Raw genomic sequence first — 17,239 nt, forward strand, 5'->3', positions numbered from 1 at the left:
GGGGTACTCCTTGCGATGAGGGGTGACGGCCGGTCAGGCCACGCCGAGGTAGGCCTCTTTGACCGCCGGGTCGTGCAGCAGCTCGGCGCCGGTGCCGCTCTTGACGATCCGGCCGGTCTCCAGCACGTACGCCCGGTGGGCCCGGGCCAACGCCTGCTGGGCGTTCTGCTCGACCAGCAGGACGGTGGTGCCCTGCTGGTTGATCTCGACGATGATGTCGAAGATCTGCTGGATCAGCATCGGTGCCAGACCCATGGAGGGCTCGTCGAGCAGCAGCAGCTTCGGCCGGCTCATCAGTGCCCGCCCGACGGCCAGCATCTGCTGCTCGCCGCCGGAGAGGGTGCCGCCCTGCTGCCTGCGCCGCTCGGCCAGGCGCGGGAAGAGGCCCAGCACCCGGTCGAGGTCCTGGGCGATGCCGGCGCGGTCGCGCCGGGTGTACGCGCCCATGTCGAGGTTCTCCAGCACCGTCATGCCCGGGAAGATCCCGCGGCCCTCGGGGGCCTGGCACAGCCCCCGCCGGACCCGCAGGTCCGCCCGGAGCTTGGTGATGTCCTCACCGTCGAACCGGATGCTGCCGCTGGCGACCGGCCGGATCCCGGAGATCGCCCGCATCGTGGTCGACTTGCCGGCGCCGTTGGCGCCGATCAGGGCGACGATCTCGCCCTCGTCCACCGTCAGGCTGATGCCGTGCAGCGCCTGGATCCGCCCGTAGAGCAGGCTCACATCGTCGATCTCAAGCAGCATCGTCCGGCACCCCCAGGTACGCCGCGATCACCTTCGGGTTCTCCCGCACCTCGGCGGGCAGCCCCTCGGCGATCTTCTTTCCGAACTCCAGCACCACGATCCGGTCGGTGACCCCCATGACCAGGCGCATGTCGTGCTCGATGAGCAGCACGGTCACGCCGGTGTCCCGGATCTGCCGGATGAGCTGGAGCAGTTCCTCCTTCTCCGCCGGGTTGAAGCCGGCGGCCGGCTCGTCCAGGCAGAGCAGCACCGGGTCGGTGGCCAGCGCGCGGGCGATCTCCAGCCGCCGCTGCTCGCCGTAGGAGAGGTTGCGGGCGAACTCGTGCATCCGCTTGCGGATGCCGACGAACTCCAGCAGGCGCTCGGCCTTCTCCCGGCTCTCGCGCTCCTCCTTCCAGTACCGCGGCAGGCGGAACAGCGCGGAGATGACGCTCGTCTTGTTGTGCGCGTCCGCGCCCACCAGGACGTTCTCCAGCGCCGTCATCTCCGGGAAGAGGCGGATGTTCTGGAACGTCCGCGCCATGCCCATCTTGGTGATCTGGTGCCGCTTCTTGCCGCTGACCTTCTGGCCGCGGAACCGGATCTGCCCCTCGGTCGGCTGGTAGATGCCGGTCATGGCGTTGAAGCAGGTGGTCTTGCCGGCGCCGTTCGGGCCGATCAGACCGAGGATCTCGCCCTTGTAGAGGGTGAAGTCCACCTCGTTCAGGGCGACCACGCCGCCGAAGCGCAGCGTGACCTTGTCGACCTCCAGCAGCGGCTCCCGGGTGGGCACCGCCTCCACGGCCGGCGCGCCGGCCTGCGCCGGAACGACCGGCGTCTGCTCGGTGTCACTCACCGACGGTCACCTCCTTGCGACGATCCTTGAACTCCGCCGCACGTCGTCGGTTGGGGATCAGACCCTCCGGCCGGAAGATCATCATGACCACCAGCACCAGGCCGAAGAACAGGAACCGGTACTCGTACAGCTCGACGCCCAGCAGCTCGATGCCACGGAACCGCTCGATCATGTACGCCACCAGTCCACCGCCGACGATCGCGCCGACGATGTTGCCCGAGCCGCCGAAGATGACCGCGGCCAGGATGATGATCGAGTTCAGCAGCTCGAAGTTCTGCGAGTTGACGAAGTTCTGCTTGCCCGCGAAGAGCGCACCGGCGAGGCCCGCGATCGCGGCACCCGCGGCGAACGCCCACAGCTTGAACTTGAACGTGGGCACGCCCATCAGCTGCGCCGCGTCCTCGTCCTCCCGGATGGAGATCCAGGCGCGCCCGACCCGGCTGTGGGTCAGGTTCCGCACCCCGATGACCACCAGGATGATCAGCGTGAGCACCAGCCAGTAGTACGGCCGGGCGTCGAGCACGCCGAAGACCGGCTTGCCGTCGGCGAACTCGCCCGGCGGGTGCGGGATCTGGTTGAAGCCCCGCTGCCCCCTGAGGAACTCCGAGCTGACCGCGCCGATGCGGATCATCTCGGCGAAGCCGAGCGTCACCAGCGCCAGGTAGTCGCCGCGCAGCCGCAGGGTCGGCGTACCGAGCATCACGCCGGAGACCATGGTCAGGGCGATCGCCACCGGCACCGCCAGCAGCCACGGCCACAGCGTCTTGAGGTTGCTGCTCGGCGAGGTCAGCACCGCCACGGTGTACGCGCCCACGGCGAAGAAGCCGAAGTAGCCGAGGTCGAGCAGGCCGGCGAAGCCGACCACGATGTTCAGACCGACGGCCAGCAGCACGTAGATCGAGACGGTGAACATCACCTGCGTGAAGTTCGCACCGGGGGTCGGGATCGGCCCGAGGTACTGGTAGAACTCCTTGTTCGGCAGCGCGTAGAAGAACACGATCACCGCGGCCAGCAGCGCCCAGCGCACCCAGCGGGGCGCCCCGCGCCACCGTTCCCCGGCCGCCTCGCGGCCGGAGCGCACCTTGTCCAGAACGGTCGTCATGCCCGTGCCCTCCCCAGCGACTCACCCAGCAGACCGGTCGGCCGGAACATCAGCAGCACCACCAGCAGCGCGAACGCGGCGAAGTCCTTCCACTCGCTGCCGAACAGACCGGAGGCGTAGTTCTCGATCAAGCCCAACAGCAGGCCGCCGAGCAGCGCGCCGCGCAGGTTGCCGATGCCGCCGAGCACCGCGGCGGTGAATGCCTTCAGGCCGAGCAGGAAGCCGACGCTGTAGGTGAGGGTCTGGATCCGTACGTCGTAGAGCAGGCCGGCGACGCCGGCCATGCTGCCGCCGGCGATGAAGACGATCAGGATGATCCGGTCCTTGTTCACGCCCATCAGCGCGGCGGTGTTGGCGTCCTGGGCGACCGCCCGGATGCCGCGACCGACCCGGCTGCGGTTGATGAACAGGTCCAGCGCGATCATCATCACCAGCGCGGCGCCGAGGGTGAGCAGCTGCACCCCGTCGATCGGCACGCCGAAGATGTGGAAGAGCGGATCCTGACTGACCAGGATCGGGGCGCCCTCGGGGCGGCGGCGGGTCCAGATGCCGAACGCCTCGGAGATGGCGATGGACGCGCCGATGGCGGTGATCAGGAAGGCCAGCGGCGGCGCGTTGCGCTTACGCAGCGGCCGGTACGCCACCCGCTCGATCACGGTGGCCGTGCCGGCGGAGGCGATCGCCGCGACGATCATCGCCACCAGCAGGTAGAACATGATCGACCCGATGCCGCTGACCTGCGAGTTCTGGTCGAGCCCGAAGCCGTTCCAGGTCCAGATCGCCGCGAACGCGCCGGCGATGAAGACCTCGGAGTGGGCGAAGTTGATGAGTCTCAACACGCCGTAGACCAGCGTGTAGCCGAGCGCGACCAGGGCGTAGATCGCACCCTGCGTCAGGCCGGTCGTCGTGTATGTCCCGAAGTTGGAGAACAGGTCGTCGAAGTTCAATGAAGGGACGCTCCATCAGGGTCTGGAGAGAAAAGTGGGGCGCGGCCGGGAGCACAGCTCCCGGCCGCGCCCGCGATCACCACTCAATCGCCGTTGCAGCGACCGACGTCAGGACTTGGGGATCTCCTGGTCCGGAACGACCTTGCCGTCCTTGACCTTGAAGGCCCAGACCTTGACCTGCGCCGGGTCGAGCTCGCCGCCCTCGACGAACTTGTAGCTCGCCGCGACGCCCTCGCCGCTGTAGCCCTTCACGAACTCCAGCAGGCCCTCACGGGTGGTCTTGCCCGCCTTGATGCCGGCCAGCAGGATGTTCGCCGCGTCGTAGGCCGTGTCGCTGTAGGTGCCCGGGTCGGTGCCGTTGAGCGCCTTGTACTCCTCGATGAAGGTGCCGCGCGCCTCGGCGGCCGGCTGGCACGGGCAGGTGAGGATGGTGCCCTCGGCCGCCGCCGCACCCGCGGAGGTGATGTACGCGGCGTCGTTCACGCCGTCACCGGCGATCAGCGGAGCGGTGACCCCGGCAGCGGTGAGCTGCTTGCGGATCAGGCCGGCCTCCTGGTAGTAGCCGCCGTAGAAGATCGCCTTGACGTTGGCGGCCTTGACCTTGGTGACCACGGCCGAGAACTCGACCTGCTTGCCGTCGCCCTGGACCTTGTCCGAGCCGACGACCGCGGGGCCGAGCAGCTTCTTGACCTCGTCGGCCAGGCCGGCGCCGTACGCGGACTGGTCGTCGATGACGTAGACCTTGTCGGCCTTCAGCACGTTCTTGATGTAGTTGCCGGCCCCCGGGCCCTGGCTCAGGTCGTTGCCGACCGCGCGGAAGAAGGTCTTCCAGTTCTGCTTCGCGAGCGTCGGGTTGGTGGCCGACGGGGTGATGGTCACCAGACCGGCCTCGTTGAAGAGCGGACCGGCGGCCTCCGACTCACCCGAGTAGGCCGGGCCGACGATGCCGAGGATCTTGGTGTCGTCGATGGCCTTCTGGGCCAGCTGCGGGGCCTGGTCCGGGCTGCCCTGCGAGTCCAGGGGAACCAGCTCGACCTTGCAGTCGGCGTTCTCCTTGTTGTACTTGTCGACCGCCAGCTTGACGCCGTTGTTCTCGTTGATGCCGAGCGCCGCCGACGGGCCGGTCAGCGCGCCGAAGAACGCGATCTTGTTGCCGCAGGCGTCGCCACCGGACGCCGCGTCGTCGCTACTGGAGCATGCCGTGCCGCCGGCGACGAGCGCCAGCATGGCGACCCCACCGATAACGCGCGCGAGCTTCTGCCTCAAGGCCCGAACCCTCCTCCGTCCAATGGTCCGAACCACCCGCTGCCGATTGGCCCTTGCGGGGGCGGACGAACCAGACCGTCGTCGCCGGTCTGGGGCCGGACGCTATCCCACCTTTGAGCTGTGACGAAAGCCCCAGGGGAGCGGGTTGACCGAACCGTTACACGGCGTGGCGGGTTCGAAACGATCGCTGTAAGAACCGTCGGCGGCGAAAGCCCTTCGCCTTCGTTTCATCGGTAACGGGTCGAACCTCGTCCACCCCCTACCGATCGATGGTCGGCAAACCGACTGACCAGGCACGGGACGCCTCCCCGTCGTCAGACACCAACACCAGTCGATCACCCTGCGACGCGACCGCCACGGCCGTGTTCCCACCATCCGGCACCGGGGCCGGCATGGCCATCAGTCGCCACGAATCCCCCGCATCGGCGGAAAGCCACAGTCCGTGACCACCGCCGTCCCCCGTCACCGCGACCAGCTCCCGCCCGGCCGGCACCAGGGCGTCGACCGAGGACACCCCCGGACCGGCCGCGCCGAACCCGCCGGCCCGCCGCCACGCGTCGCCCGCCAGCCGCCAGGTCGCGAACCCGTCGCGCACCGGGCCGACGGCCACCACCGCACCGTCGACCGACGCCACCCGCTGCGCCTGGCCCCGCCCGTCCGGCACCGGCAACGCCACCCGCCGCCAAGCCCGCCCGTCGGCCGAGCTCCAGGCCAGGGGCGTCAGCGCCGTCGCGCCGGGCGGCAGCACCGCGCCCACCACCCACCAGCCCGACGGCACGGCCACCGCGTCGTACGCAACCGTCCGGCCCCGCCCGTCAGCGGCGAGTTCCGCGACGCCCTCCCGGATCGCGAACCGCTCGCCGTCCGACGACGTCCAGACCGCCGCCCCGTCGACCCGCGCCCCCGCGATCAGCCACCCGGCCGGGCCCGCCGCGAGCCGCGCCACGCTCACCGCGCGCGGGCCGGCGTACAGCTCGAAGGGCGCCGGCGCCTCCCGGAGCTGCCCGCCCGGCGACTGCGACCAGGTGCCCGTGCGCGGGTTGCCGTGCGCGCCGCCGTTCTTCGCCCCGAGCGCCGCCAGCCGGCCGTCGCGGCACGCGGCCGCGTAGAGCACGTGCTGGCGGCCGTAGTGGCTCGACGGCGACACCGGCAGCGCCGTCCACGACACGCCGTCGGTGCTGCGCCAGGCCGCCGGCCGGGTCTCCCCCGCCGCGTCGGCCAGCCCGCCGACCACGTACCACGTGCCGGCGCAGGCCACGGCGTCGCGCAGCAGCGGCCGACCGGGAACGCCCGGCGGCGTCGGCAGGGTCAGCGGCTGCCACCGCGGACGCAGCGGCTCGTCGGCGGGCTCCGCCGGGGTCCGTCCGCAGCCGGCCGGCAGCAGCGCGAGGACACCGAGCACCGCCACCAGCCGTCGGGTCCACATGGATCAGATGTTATCGATCAACCGGCCCCGCGAGGAGCCCTCGGAGCACTCCCCGGCGTGTCGCGTCGCCCCGGCGGCACCTCAGGACGCGGGCTGGGCGACCTCGCCGCCGGCGGTCTCGGCGAGGATCCGCTCGGCGACCTCCTTCATGGTCATCCGGTGGTCCATCGCCGTGCGCTGGATCCACTTGAAGGCCTGCGGCTCGGTCATCCCGTACGTCGTCATCAGCGCGCCCTTGGCGCGCTCGACCGTCTTGCGGATCTCCAGCCGGTCGGTCAGCCCCGCGACCTCCGCCTCCAGTGCGGCGATCTCCGAGTAGCGCGACAGCGCGATCTCCACCGCCGGCACCAGGTCGCTCTTCTGGAAGGGCTTCACGAGGTACGCCATCGCGCCGGCCGCCCGGGCCCGCTCCACCAGGTCACGCTGGCTGAACGCGGTCAGGATGATCACCGGGGCGATCCGGGCGCCCGCGATCCGCTCGGCGGCGGCCAGCCCGTCCATGATCGGCATCTTGATGTCGAGGATGACCAGATCCGGCTTGAGCTCCTCGGCGAGCCGGACGGCGGTCTCGCCGTCACCGGCCTCCCCGACGACCTCGTAACCCTCCTCGACGAGCATCTCGGCCAGGTCCAGCCGGATCAGCGCCTCGTCCTCGGCGATCAGAACGCGCCTGCGCTCGACGTCCGTCTGCGTCTCGGCCACGAGCCACTCCCACCATCGATCCCGGCACGGCTACCACCCATGCTCCCGTATGAGCCTAGTCGGGTACAGTGGGCCCGACCCCGCGCAGGGGTTGAGCCGGGATGGAGGAATCGGCAGACTCGGATGCCTCAAAAGCATCTGCCCGAGAGGGCGTGCGGGTTCAAGTCCCGCTCCCGGCACTTCTGTCATACGTCTGTTCGACAATTTCCGGGTGCACCCACCCGAGATGCGGGCCCGAGCCCGCGCGCTCCGCGCTCGCGGCAGCAACATCCGGTCGGTCGCCCGGGACCTGTCCCTGCCCTACAGCACCGTCTGGCACTGGTGCGTGGACCGACCCGAGCCGGTCATGGTCGGCACCGCCGCTCGCTGCTTCCGCTGCTTTCCCGATGTCGGTAATCCGACCGACCCGACGGCCTATCCCTACCTGCTGGGCCTCTATCTCGGGGACGGCCACTTGGTCACCACCGACCGCGTTCCCGTCCTGCGCGTCTACTGCGCCGACGCATGGCCTGATCTCATCGACGCCTGCGACGTCGCGATGAAGGCGGTGCTCGCCAACAAGGTCCAGCGAATCCAGAAGCAGGGCTGCGTGGCGGTCCAGAGCACCGGCAAGCACTGGCCGTGCCTGTTCCCGCAGCACGGTCCCGGCAAGAAGCATGAGCGACCGATTGTCCTCACCGACTGGCAGAGGGAGATCGTCGCCGCGCACCCCGGCGACTTTCTGCGCGGCCTGTTCCACTCCGACGGTTGCCGGGTGAGCAACCGGGTGACGGTGCGCGGCAGGAGCTACGTCTACCCGCGCTACATGTTCGTCAACGAGTCGGCCGACATCATGGGGCTCTGCCAGTGGGCACTGGACCTGCTCGGCATCGCCTGGCGGATGAACCGCCGCAACTCCCTCTCGGTGGCCCGCCGGGAGGCCGTCGCCGCCCTCGACCGTCATGTCGGCCCGAAGTCCTGACCCGTCAGACCCGGGAACCCCGACCCGCCACCACCCATGGACCACCGCCCCGCCACGTATCGCGCACCTGACGTGCCGCGCCACCTGCATGCCCTGCCCGCACGCGTGCCGCCGTGTTGGCCGGTCGGGTCACGAGTGGAACCTCATGGGTGTCACACGAACTCTTTGGCAACCATGGTGTTCCACCCGTGCGGCACGTCGTCGTTGCACGGCGGCTCGCGGCAGCGAGGGCGGGGCGACGGCGTCGGTCCGGTCAGCCGAGTTCAGCGAGGGCCGACCGACGGCGTCGGTGCGGGTCAGCCGAGTTCGGCGAGGGCCTGGGCCAGGTCGGCGCGCAGGTCCTCGGCGTCCTCCAGGCCGACGGAGACGCGCAACAGGCCCCCGCACGGCTTGGCCTCCCCCTCGACGGGGCGGTGGGTCAGCGAGGCCGGGTGCTGGATGAGGGTGTCGACGCCGCCCAGCGAGACCGCGTGGGTGATCAGCCGGCAGGCGTTCGCGACGGCGGCCGCGGCGGGCGCGCCGCCGCGTACCTCGAAGGCGAGGAGGCTGCCGGGGCCGCTCATCTGCCGTCCGACGAGCCCGGCGGGGTCGTGCAGCGACGGGTGGTGCACCTGCGCGACGGCGGGGTGGGCGGCGAGCCAGGCGGCGAGCTTCTCGGCGCCGGCCTGCTGGGCACGCACCCGCACCGGCAGGGTCTGCAGGCCGCGGTGCAGCAGGTACGCGCCGAGGGGGTGCAGGATCGCGCCGGTGAGCGCGCGGACCTGGCGCAACCGGGCGGCCCAGTCGGCGTCGCAGGCGACCACGCCGGCGAGGACGTCGCCGTGCCCGCCGATGCTCTTGGTGGCGCTGTGCAGCACGAGCGTGGCGCCGTGCCGGGTGGGCTGCTGGAGCACGGGGGTGGCCACGGTGTTGTCGACGAGCAGCGGCACGTCGCCGGCGGCGCGGGCGAGGGCGGCGATATCGACCAGGTCGAGGGTGGGGTTGGCCGGGGTCTCGGCGATCACCAGGGCGGTGTCGGGGCGGACGGCGGCGGCGACCTCGTCGGGGCGGGCCCAGGTGACGGTGGTGCCGAGCAGGCCGGTGGCGAGCACGTGGTCGGTGCCGCCGTAGAGGGGGCGGACGGCGACGAGGTGCCGCCTGCCGTCCCGGGTGGCGGCGAGCAGGGTGGCGGTGAGGGCGGCCATGCCGCTGGCGAAGGCGACGGCGTCGGTGGTGTCTTCGAGGTCGGCGAGGGCGGTCTCGAAGCGGGCCACCGTGGGGTTCCACAGGCGCTGGTAGACGGCGCTGCCGCCAGCGGGGAGGGTGCCTCCGGTCGCGAGGGCCTCGTACGCGTCGCCGCCGGCGTCGACGGACGGCAGCGGGTTGGTGGTGGAGAAGTCGATCGGCGGCACGTGGACGCCGAGGGCGGCGAGGTCGTCGCGGCCGGCGTGCACGGCTCTGGTGTCCACGGTCGTCATGCTGGAAGGATCGAACATAGCGCCAACGGGCGGCAATAGTTCCGAACATGATTCGGTAATTGCCCTTGGAAGTGCGGGCTGGTTCGGTGGAAGATGCCTCCATGCCCCTTGCTACGAATGATGTGCGGCGGTTCGCCGACCTGGACGACACCGACCGCGCGATCCTGTCGGAGCTGGCCGCCGACGGCCGCCTGCCGAACAACGCCCTCGCCGAGCGGGTCGGGGTGGCCCCCTCCACGTGCCTGACCCGCACCCGCGCCCTGCGCGAGCGCGGGGCGATCCGCGGGTTCCACGCGGAGGTGGACCCGGCGGCGGTGGGGCTGCCGTTGCAGGCGCTGGTGTCGGTGCGGCTGACCGCGCACGAGCGGGCGGCGGTGGACGCGTTCCGGGCCCGGTCGGTGCGGCTGCCGGGGGTGGTGGCCGTGTTCCACGTGGCGGGCGCGGAGGACTACGTGCTGCACGTGCGGGCGGCCTCGGCGGACGCCCTGCGGGACTTCGTGCTGGACCACCTGGCCGTGGACCCGGCGGTGCAGCACACCCAGACGAGCCTGATCTTCGAGCAGGCCCGCGGCATGGGCTGAGCGCGCCACGGGCCCGTGACAGGCGCGTGAGCCGGATCGCCCCGGGGAACAAACCCGAGGTGGGACGGGTTGGCCACCCTTGTGATCAACGTACCGCTGTCTGTTCTCGATCTTGCCCCGGTCGCGGCCGGCGCCACCGCCGGCGCGGCGCTGCGGCACACCACCGAGCTGGCCCGGCGCACGGAGGAACTCGGGTACCGCCGGTTCTGGGTGGCCGAGCACCACAACATGCCGGCGATCGCGAGCTCCGCGCCGGCGGTGCTGCTCGCGCACCTGGCGGCGCACACGTCGACGATCCGGCTGGGCTCGGGCGGGGTGATGCTGCCCAACCACGCGCCGCTGGTGGTGGCCGAGCAGTTCGGCACCCTCGAAGCGCTGCACCCGGGCCGGATCGACCTGGGCATCGGCCGCGCCCCCGGCACCGACCAGGTGACCGCGCTGGCGCTGCGCCGGACGATGGAAGGGCTGTCGGCAGAGGGCTTCCCCCGGGAGCTGGCGGACCTGATGAACTACTTCAGCGGCGAGCGGCCGGGGCCGATCACCGCCACCCCGGGCCTCGGCGAGCAGCCGGCCGTCTGGCTGCTCGGCTCCAGCGGGTTCAGCGCCCAGCTGGCCGGGCTGCTGGGCCTGCCGTTCTCCTTCGCGCACCACTTCAGCGCGCAGAACACGGTGCCCGCGCTGGCGCTGTACCGGCAGCACTTCCGGCCATCCAAGTGGCTGGACGCGCCGTACGCGATGGTGGCCGTGAACGCGGTCTGCGCGGACACCGACGAGCGGGCGGAGTGGCTGGCGGGGCCGGCGGCGCTGTCGTTCCTGCGGCTGCGCTCGGGGCGGCCCGAGCCCCTGTCGACGCCCGACGAGGCGGCGGCGTACCCGTACACGGAGGCCGAGCGCGAGTTCGTGCGGCAGCGCCGCGACGGGCAGGCGACGGGCTCCCCGGAGACGGTACGGCGGCAGCTCGGCGAGTTGCTGGCGCGCACCGGCGCGGACGAGCTGATGCTGACCACGCTGGTGTACGACGTGGCCGACCGGGTGCGCTCGTACGAGCTGATCGCCGAGCACGTGGCCGGTGGCCTGCGCCGCGAGGGCTGAAACACGATCTTCACGTCGGCGTCACCGGGGCGACGCGTGGCCCGCCTAGTTTTGTCCTCGGTGGTGGTACGGCATTCCCGGTCGGGACGGGTCGGGGATGCCGCGGTGTGGGGCACCGGGCCGGAGCTGTGCGGATTCCGCGGCTGCGGCCCGGTGCCTTTTCCGTCCCGCGACCGGCCGACCGCGTGCCCCGAAGGCACTGCCGCCGGCCGGTCGTCGGTTCACCGCAGGTAGACGTTGGGCGTGGGCGGGGCGGCCATGCCGTCGCCGAGGAAGAAGCCCGGGTGCGGGGGCTGGTTGTAGGCGGTGTTCTGCCAGGCGACCGCCACCCGGTACTGCGGGTCGTGCATGAGCGTGTGGATCCGGGTCGCGGTGGGCGTGGGCGTGCTGTAGATCCGCAGGGCACGGCTGTCGCTGGTGCGCCAGACGACCTCCTCCCGCCAGTCGCCGAACAGGTCGGCGGAGAGCGCCGGGGTGGACTTGGTGCCGTTGTTCGCCGCCACGCCGCTGGCGGTGAGCAGGCGGGTGTCGCCACCGGTGCCGTACTTGTCGATGCGGGTGCCGTCGAGCAGTTCCCGGACGGGGTCGCCGTCCCACCAGGCGAGGAAGTTGGCCGAGGACGGCCGGCGCCCGACGACGGCCCCGGCCGCGCTGTAGAGGTCGCCCATGTGGGTGCCGGCGCCCCAGACCTCGGCGCCGGGGCTGCCGGCGTGGATGTCGGCGGCGACGCCCCGGCCGGGGCCCTCGACTCCCCCGTTGTTCGGCCGCTGCCAGACGACCTGACCGGTGCGGGCGTCGTGCAGGTCGGCCGCCGGCTGGTTGCCGGACTCGTGGATGGTGAAGACCTCCAGGCCGGCGCGGCCGGGCAGGAGGTCGCCGACGTGCAGGGCGTCGCCGTGGCCGTAGCCGGTGGCGTACATCAGGCGGCCGTCGTCGTTGATGGTGGCCGACCCGTACACGATCTCCTGGCGCCCGTCGGCGTCGACGTCGGCGACGGAGAGGTTGTGGTTGCCCTGGCCGTGGGCGGCGCCGTTGCCCGAGGCGTTGGAGTCGAAGGTCCACCGCTTGCGCAGGGTGCCGTCGCGGAAGTCCCAGGCCGCCACGACCGCCCGCGTGTAGTAGCCGCGGGCCATCACCAGGGAGGGGCGCTGCCCGTCGAGGTAGGCGGTGGCGGCGAGGAAGCGGTCGACCCGGTTGCCGTAGTTGTCGCCCCAGGAGGAGACGGTGCCCCGCGGCGGGTCGTAGTTGACGGTGGAGAGGACCGCGCCGGTGCGGCCGTCGAACATGGTCAGGTACTCGGGGCCGGCGAGGACGTACCCGCTGGAGTTGCGGTGGTCGGCGGTGGCGGAGCCGATCACCTGGCCGGTGCCGGAGCGGGTGCCGTCGGCGGTCTTCATGGCCACCTCGGCGCGGCCGTCGCCGTCGTAGTCGTACACCTGGAACTGGGTGTAGTGGGCCCCGGCCCGGATGTTACGGCCCAGGTCGACGCGCCACAGCCGGGCGCCGGCGAGGGTGTACGCGTCGACGTACACGTTGCCGGTGTAGCCGGACTGGGAGTTGTCCTTGGCGTTGGACGGCTCCCACTTGACCACGAACTCGTAGTCTCCGTCGCCGTCGAGGTCGCCCACGGAGGCGTCGCTGGCGGAGTACGTGTAGCTCTCGCCGCTCGGCGTGCTCGCGCCCGCCGGCACCTGCAACGGCACGTCGAGGTAGCCGGCGGGGAACCGGAGCGCGGCTGCGGAGGCGGCCTGTTCGGTGCCGCCGACGACGGCGCGCACGGTGTAGGTCGCGTCGGCCGCCGCGCCGCTGTCGAGGTAGTTGGTCGCCCCGGTGATCGGGCTGCCGTTGACCCTGGTCGCGCCACGGTAGAGGTTGAAGGACACCCCTGAGGTCTCGGTGCCGAGCAGCCGCCAGGAGACCAGGTTGCCGGAGCCGGAGCGGACGCTCACCAGCCCCCGGTCGAGGTCCTCCATCTGCACCGCCCCGGCCGGCGGCGGGGTGGTCGGCGGCGGCGTGGTGGGTGGCGGGGTCGTGGGCGGGGTCGTGGGCGGCGGCGTGCTCGGCGGCGGTGGGGTGGTCGGGCCGCTGGTGGGCACCGCGCCGGTGCAGACCGTGCCGTTGAGGGCGAAGCTGGTCGGCGCCGGGTTGCTGCCGTCCCAGGAGCCGGTGAAGCCGAAGGCGGCACTGGCGCCGGTGGCGATCACGGCGTTGTAGTCGACGTTGCGGGCGCTCACCTGCGCGCCGGACTGGTCGACGACGGCGCTCCACGCCTGGGTGACCCGCTGGCCGGCGGTGTACGACCAGGTGAGGCTCCAGCCGTTCACCGGGTCGCCCAGGTTGGTGACGGTGACATCGGCGCCGAAGCCGCCGGGCCACTGGTTGGTGATCCGGTACTCGACGCGGCAGCCGGCGGCGGCAGCCGAGGCGGTGAGGGTCGGGAGCGTACCGGCGGCGAGTGCGGCCGCGGCGGCCGCGGCGAGCAGCGCGACGCGGCGGTGGGTGACGTGCATGGGGAGTGTCCTCCGGGGAGGTTGGGCGCGCGGCGACCGTCGCCGTCGGCCTGCCCGGGCCGGCGGGAGGAGACGCCGCGCTTGCGGCGGTGGTCCGATGCCGTCGGTGCGGCGTCGGTGTCGACGCCGCCGCTCCGGTGTCGGCACCCCGGCGCCGGCAGTACGGCGTCGGTGCTCCGGCGAGCGGCGTCGGGGGGTGGCTCCGCGCACCTGCGATGCTAGGGCAAGCGCTTTCAGCGGACAATCCGTCCTCCCGCCGCCCTGCTCCAGGTGTCCCCCGTGGCGGGGGGCACCAGGCACTTCCCTTGCCCCCGGCCCGGATTCTTGATCGACTCAGGGCGTGGCTGAGCACATGACCCCGGACGAGTTCCGACGCGCCGGGCACGCCGTGGTGGACTGGATCGCCGACTACTGGGCGACGCTGGAGCGGCGTCCGGTGACCTCGCAGGACCCGCCCGGGACGGTGGCCGCCCGGCTGCCCGCCGGCCCGCCCGAGCACGGCGAGCCGGTGGAGGCCGTCCTGGCCGACCTGGACACCCTGATCACGCCGGGGCTGACGCACTGGCAGCACCCGGGTTTCTTCGGCTATTTCCCGGCCAACACGTCGGGGCCCAGCGTGCTCGGCGACCTGGTCAGCGCCGGGCTGGGCGTGCAGGGGATGCTCTGGGCGACCGGGCCGGCGTGCACCGAACTGGAGACGGTGCTGCTGGACTGGCTCGCCGACCTGCTGGACCTGCCGAAGCGGTTCCGCTCCGGCTCCGGGGGCGGCGGGGTGATCCAGGACTCGGCGTCCTCGGCGACGCTGGTGGCGACCCTGGTCGCGCTGCACCGTGCCGGCGGCGGCCGGTGGCGCGAGGTCGGCGTCGACCGCCGCTACCGCGCCTACGCCTCCACCCAGGGCCACTCGTCCATCGAGAAGGCCGCGCGGATCGCCGGGCTGGGCGCAGACGGCGTACGGCCGGTCGAGGTCGACCCCGAGACGCAGGCGATGTCCCCGGCGGCGCTGCGCGCGGCGATCGAGGCGGACCTGGCCGCCGGCGTGGTCCCGGCGATCGTGGTCGCGACCGTCGGCACCACCTCCACGACCGCGATCGACCCGCTGCCGGAGATCGGCGCGATCTGCGCCGAGTACGGCGTCTTCCTGCACGTCGACGCCGCGTACGCGGGGGCGGCGGCGGTCTGCCCGGAGCTGCGGTTCGGGCACGCCGGCCTGGAGTATGCCGACTCGTACTGCTTCGACCCGCACAAGTGGCTGCTCACCGGCTTCGACTGCGACGCGTTCTGGGTGGCCGACACGGCGGAGCTGATCGAGGCGCTGAGCGTGCTGCCGGAGTACCTGCGCAACGCCGCCACCGAGTCCGGCGCGGTGATCGACTACCGGGACTGGCAGGTGCCGCTGGGCCGCCGGTTCCGGGCGCTGAAGCTCTGGTTCGTGCTGCGCTGGTACGGCGCCGAGGGGCTGCGGGCGCACATCCGCTCCGGCGTGGCGCTCGCCGCCCGGTTCGCCGACCGGGTCCGCGCCGACGACCGGTTCGCGCTGGTGGGGGCGCACCCGTACTCGCTGGTGTGCTTCCGGCTGGCGGCGGACGACGAGGTCAACGCGGAGCTGCTGGCCCGGGTCAACGCCACGGGTCGGGTGCACCTGACGCACACCCGGGTGAACGGCCGCTACACGCTGCGCCTGGCCGTCGGCTCCCCGCAGACCACCGAGGTCCACGTCGACGAGGCGTGGACCCTCCTCACCGACGCCGCGACCGCCCTCCTCCCCCGCTGACCGCCCGCTGCCGGGGCGGATCCGGGTGCCGGGGTGGCTAGAGATCTTGGTAGGAATCGGCCCCTGGAAGGGCACGTTTCTACCAAGATCTAGACGATGCGATGCGGGGCAGGGCGGGCGGCGCCGGGCGAGGGTCAGCGGTTGTTGAGCGAGGGGACCGCCGCCGGGGTCGGGAGACGGTCCTCGGCCGGGGCAGCCGTCGGGGAGACGCTCGCCGGAGAGACAGCCGCCGGGGAGACGGTCGTCGGGCTCGGGGCGTCGGCCGCGAGGGCGGTGGCGGCGACGGCGCCTTGGCGGCGGGTGCGCAGCAGTGCCCGCACGGCCAGTGCCAGGGCGGCGGCCCAGGCGACGGCCAGCAGCGCGTAGACGACCGGCCGGGCCGGGCCGCTGAGGTCGGCCGAGCGCATCAGCGTACGGGCGTTGGTCAGCACGATGACACCGCCGATCGCCGCGCCGAGCAGTTGGGCGGGGACGATGCGCACCAGCCAGGCCGCGATCGGGGCGGCGATCAGGCCGCCGACGAGCAGCGCGGCCACCATGGGCAGCAGGAAGCCCTCGGAGCCGAGGCCGATCAGGAAGCCGAGGCTGGCGGCGCCGGCGACCACGAACTCGGACGTGTCCACCGAGCCGATCACCTTGCGCGGCTCCATTCGCCCGCTCACCAGCAGGGCCGGCGTGGCGACCGGGCCCCACCCGCCGCCGCCGGTGGCGTCGACGAAGCCGGCGACCAGACCGAGCGGGCCGAGGAAGCGGCTGCGCAGCCGGCCGCCGCGCCGATCGGTGCGCAGCGGCCGGGAGAAGCGCACCAGCAGGTACGCGCCGAGGGTGAACAGGATGCCGGCCATCCACGGGGCGGCCGACTCGGTGGAGATCGAGCTGAGGAAGGTGGCGCCGGCGAACGCGCCCACGGCTCCGGGCAGGGCGATCCGGCCGACCACCCGCCAGTCGACGTTGCCGAACCGCCAGTGCGACACCCCGGCGGCGAGCGTGGTGCCGATCTCGGCCAGGTGCACGGACGCCGACGCGGCGGCCGGCGCCACCCCGACGAGCAGCAGCAACGTGGAGGAGGTCAGCCCGTACGCCATGCCGAGCGCGCCGTCGACGAGTTGCGCGGCGAGCCCGACCAGCGCGAGGACCAGCAGCTTGCGCACGAGCGCCCCCTGACTTTTCGGCATCTCCTATCGACTTGGTCGACAATGCGGCACGGGCCGTGCCCCGGTCAAGCCTCCAACCGGTCAGTGAGACGACAGACGCGGCCCGGCCGGGGCGACGACGAGCGCGATCCGGAGGCGGTGCGGGTCAGGTCCAGGCGCGGGGGTCGGCGGCCAGCTCGACGACCCGACCCGGCAGGGTGCCGCCGGCAACGTCGGCGACGGTGACCAGTTCCAGGATCTCGCGCTCGCTGGCCCGCAGGGCGATCCAGACCTCCTGGAGGGCCCGCGCCGCCCCGTGGTAGCCGAGTTCCTCGGGCCGCTGCCCGCGTACGTGCGCGAGCGGGCCGTCGATCACCCGGATCACCTCGGCCAGCGAGATCTCCCCGGCCGGTCGGGCCAGCCAGTAGCCGCCCTCCGGGCCACGCTGGGCCTGCACGATGCCGCCCCGGCGCAGTTGCAGCAGGATGCTCTCCAGGAACTTCGGCGGGATCTCCTGGGCGCGGGCGATCTGGTCGGCGGTCACGGGCCGGCTCCGCCCGGGCCCGGCGTCGGCGGTCACCGAGGCGAGCTCGGCGACCGCGCGGAGGGCGTAGTCGACCCGGGCGGAGAGGCGCATGTGGCAAGGTTAGTCGCCTGACCGACCCGCCCGGACGATCACCCCTCGACCGATCGGCCGGTGGCGATGCGC

The 17,239-nt window shown here is 72.5% G+C and carries 15 protein-coding genes and 1 tRNA gene; 5 read left to right on the forward strand and 11 right to left on the reverse strand.

The window, feature by feature from the left end:
- Window positions 1–33 precede the first annotated feature (33 nt).
- The 7 genes from RM555_RS22440 to RM555_RS22470 form a co-directional block, all read right to left on the reverse strand.
- Window positions 34–744: an ABC transporter ATP-binding protein gene (locus RM555_RS22440; protein ID WP_101411744.1), complete on the reverse strand. Its 711-nt coding sequence runs from the start codon at window positions 742–744 to the stop codon at window positions 34–36.
- Complete coding sequence (locus RM555_RS22445) at window positions 734–1,579, reverse strand: ABC transporter ATP-binding protein (protein ID WP_396888825.1); 846 nt, start codon at window positions 1,577–1,579, stop codon at window positions 734–736. Before RM555_RS22445 ends, RM555_RS22440 begins: the two co-directional genes overlap by 11 nt.
- Complete coding sequence (locus RM555_RS22450) at window positions 1,572–2,681, reverse strand: branched-chain amino acid ABC transporter permease (protein WP_311413593.1); 1,110 nt, start codon at window positions 2,679–2,681, stop codon at window positions 1,572–1,574. Before RM555_RS22450 ends, RM555_RS22445 begins: the two co-directional genes overlap by 8 nt.
- Window positions 2,678–3,628, reverse strand: coding sequence for a branched-chain amino acid ABC transporter permease (locus tag RM555_RS22455; RefSeq protein WP_311413594.1), 951 nt, complete (start codon window positions 3,626–3,628; stop codon window positions 2,678–2,680). The genes RM555_RS22450 and RM555_RS22455 overlap by 4 nt, the downstream gene beginning before the upstream one ends.
- 108 nt (window positions 3,629–3,736) lie before the next feature.
- Entirely contained in the window at window positions 3,737–4,894 is a 1,158-nt protein-coding gene (locus tag RM555_RS22460; protein ID WP_311413595.1) for a branched-chain amino acid ABC transporter substrate-binding protein, read from the reverse strand.
- A gap of 259 nt (window positions 4,895–5,153) precedes the next feature.
- On the reverse strand, window positions 5,154–6,320 hold the full coding sequence (locus tag RM555_RS22465) for a beta propeller repeat protein (protein ID WP_311413596.1): 1,167 nt from the start codon (window positions 6,318–6,320) through the stop codon (window positions 5,154–5,156).
- 81 nt (window positions 6,321–6,401) lie between these two features.
- Window positions 6,402–7,022, reverse strand: coding sequence for an ANTAR domain-containing response regulator (locus RM555_RS22470; protein ID WP_089003337.1), 621 nt, complete (start codon window positions 7,020–7,022; stop codon window positions 6,402–6,404).
- A 95-nt stretch (window positions 7,023–7,117) separates the two neighbouring features.
- Between RM555_RS22470 and RM555_RS22475 the strand changes: the two genes are divergently transcribed.
- Both RM555_RS22475 and RM555_RS22480 read left to right on the forward strand, forming a co-directional pair.
- Window positions 7,118–7,201 (forward strand) — tRNA-Leu (locus RM555_RS22475).
- A gap of 146 nt (window positions 7,202–7,347) precedes the next feature.
- Window positions 7,348–7,983, forward strand: a complete 636-nt coding sequence (locus RM555_RS22480; RefSeq protein ID WP_311413597.1) for a transcriptional regulator — start codon at window positions 7,348–7,350, stop codon at window positions 7,981–7,983.
- 296 nt (window positions 7,984–8,279) lie between these two features.
- On the opposite strand, the gene RM555_RS22485 is transcribed toward RM555_RS22480, so the two are convergent.
- Complete coding sequence (locus RM555_RS22485; protein WP_311413598.1) at window positions 8,280–9,458, reverse strand: trans-sulfuration enzyme family protein; 1,179 nt, start codon at window positions 9,456–9,458, stop codon at window positions 8,280–8,282.
- Window positions 9,459–9,541: 83 nt separating this feature from the next.
- On the opposite strand from RM555_RS22485, the gene RM555_RS22490 reads away from it, so the two are divergent.
- Both RM555_RS22490 and RM555_RS22495 read left to right on the forward strand, forming a co-directional pair.
- On the forward strand, window positions 9,542–10,021 hold the full coding sequence (locus RM555_RS22490) for an Lrp/AsnC family transcriptional regulator (RefSeq protein WP_132236429.1): 480 nt from the start codon (window positions 9,542–9,544) through the stop codon (window positions 10,019–10,021).
- An 81-nt stretch (window positions 10,022–10,102) separates the two neighbouring features.
- Entirely contained in the window at window positions 10,103–11,113 is a 1,011-nt protein-coding gene (locus RM555_RS22495; RefSeq protein ID WP_396888826.1) for an LLM class flavin-dependent oxidoreductase, read from the forward strand.
- A 221-nt stretch (window positions 11,114–11,334) separates the two neighbouring features.
- On the opposite strand, the gene RM555_RS22500 is transcribed toward RM555_RS22495, so the two are convergent.
- Window positions 11,335–13,623: a rhamnogalacturonan lyase family protein gene (locus tag RM555_RS22500; RefSeq protein WP_311413600.1), complete on the reverse strand. Its 2,289-nt coding sequence runs from the start codon at window positions 13,621–13,623 to the stop codon at window positions 11,335–11,337.
- 340 nt (window positions 13,624–13,963) lie between these two features.
- Between RM555_RS22500 and RM555_RS22505 the strand changes: the two genes are divergently transcribed.
- On the forward strand, window positions 13,964–15,397 hold the full coding sequence (locus RM555_RS22505) for a pyridoxal-dependent decarboxylase (protein ID WP_311413601.1): 1,434 nt from the start codon (window positions 13,964–13,966) through the stop codon (window positions 15,395–15,397).
- A gap of 134 nt (window positions 15,398–15,531) precedes the next feature.
- Here RM555_RS22505 and RM555_RS22510 read toward each other — a convergent pair whose 3' ends face one another.
- Both RM555_RS22510 and RM555_RS22515 read right to left on the reverse strand, forming a co-directional pair.
- Entirely contained in the window at window positions 15,532–16,548 is a 1,017-nt protein-coding gene (locus tag RM555_RS22510) for a sulfite exporter TauE/SafE family protein (protein WP_311413629.1), read from the reverse strand.
- Window positions 16,549–16,696: 148 nt separating this feature from the next.
- Window positions 16,697–17,167, reverse strand: a complete 471-nt coding sequence (locus RM555_RS22515; RefSeq protein WP_311413602.1) for an RrF2 family transcriptional regulator — start codon at window positions 17,165–17,167, stop codon at window positions 16,697–16,699.
- Window positions 17,168–17,239: the final 72 nt, after the last annotated feature.

It is taken from the genome of Micromonospora reichwaldensis, from assembly GCF_031845925.1.
Lineage (GTDB): Bacteria > Actinomycetota > Actinomycetes > Mycobacteriales > Micromonosporaceae > Micromonospora > Micromonospora reichwaldensis.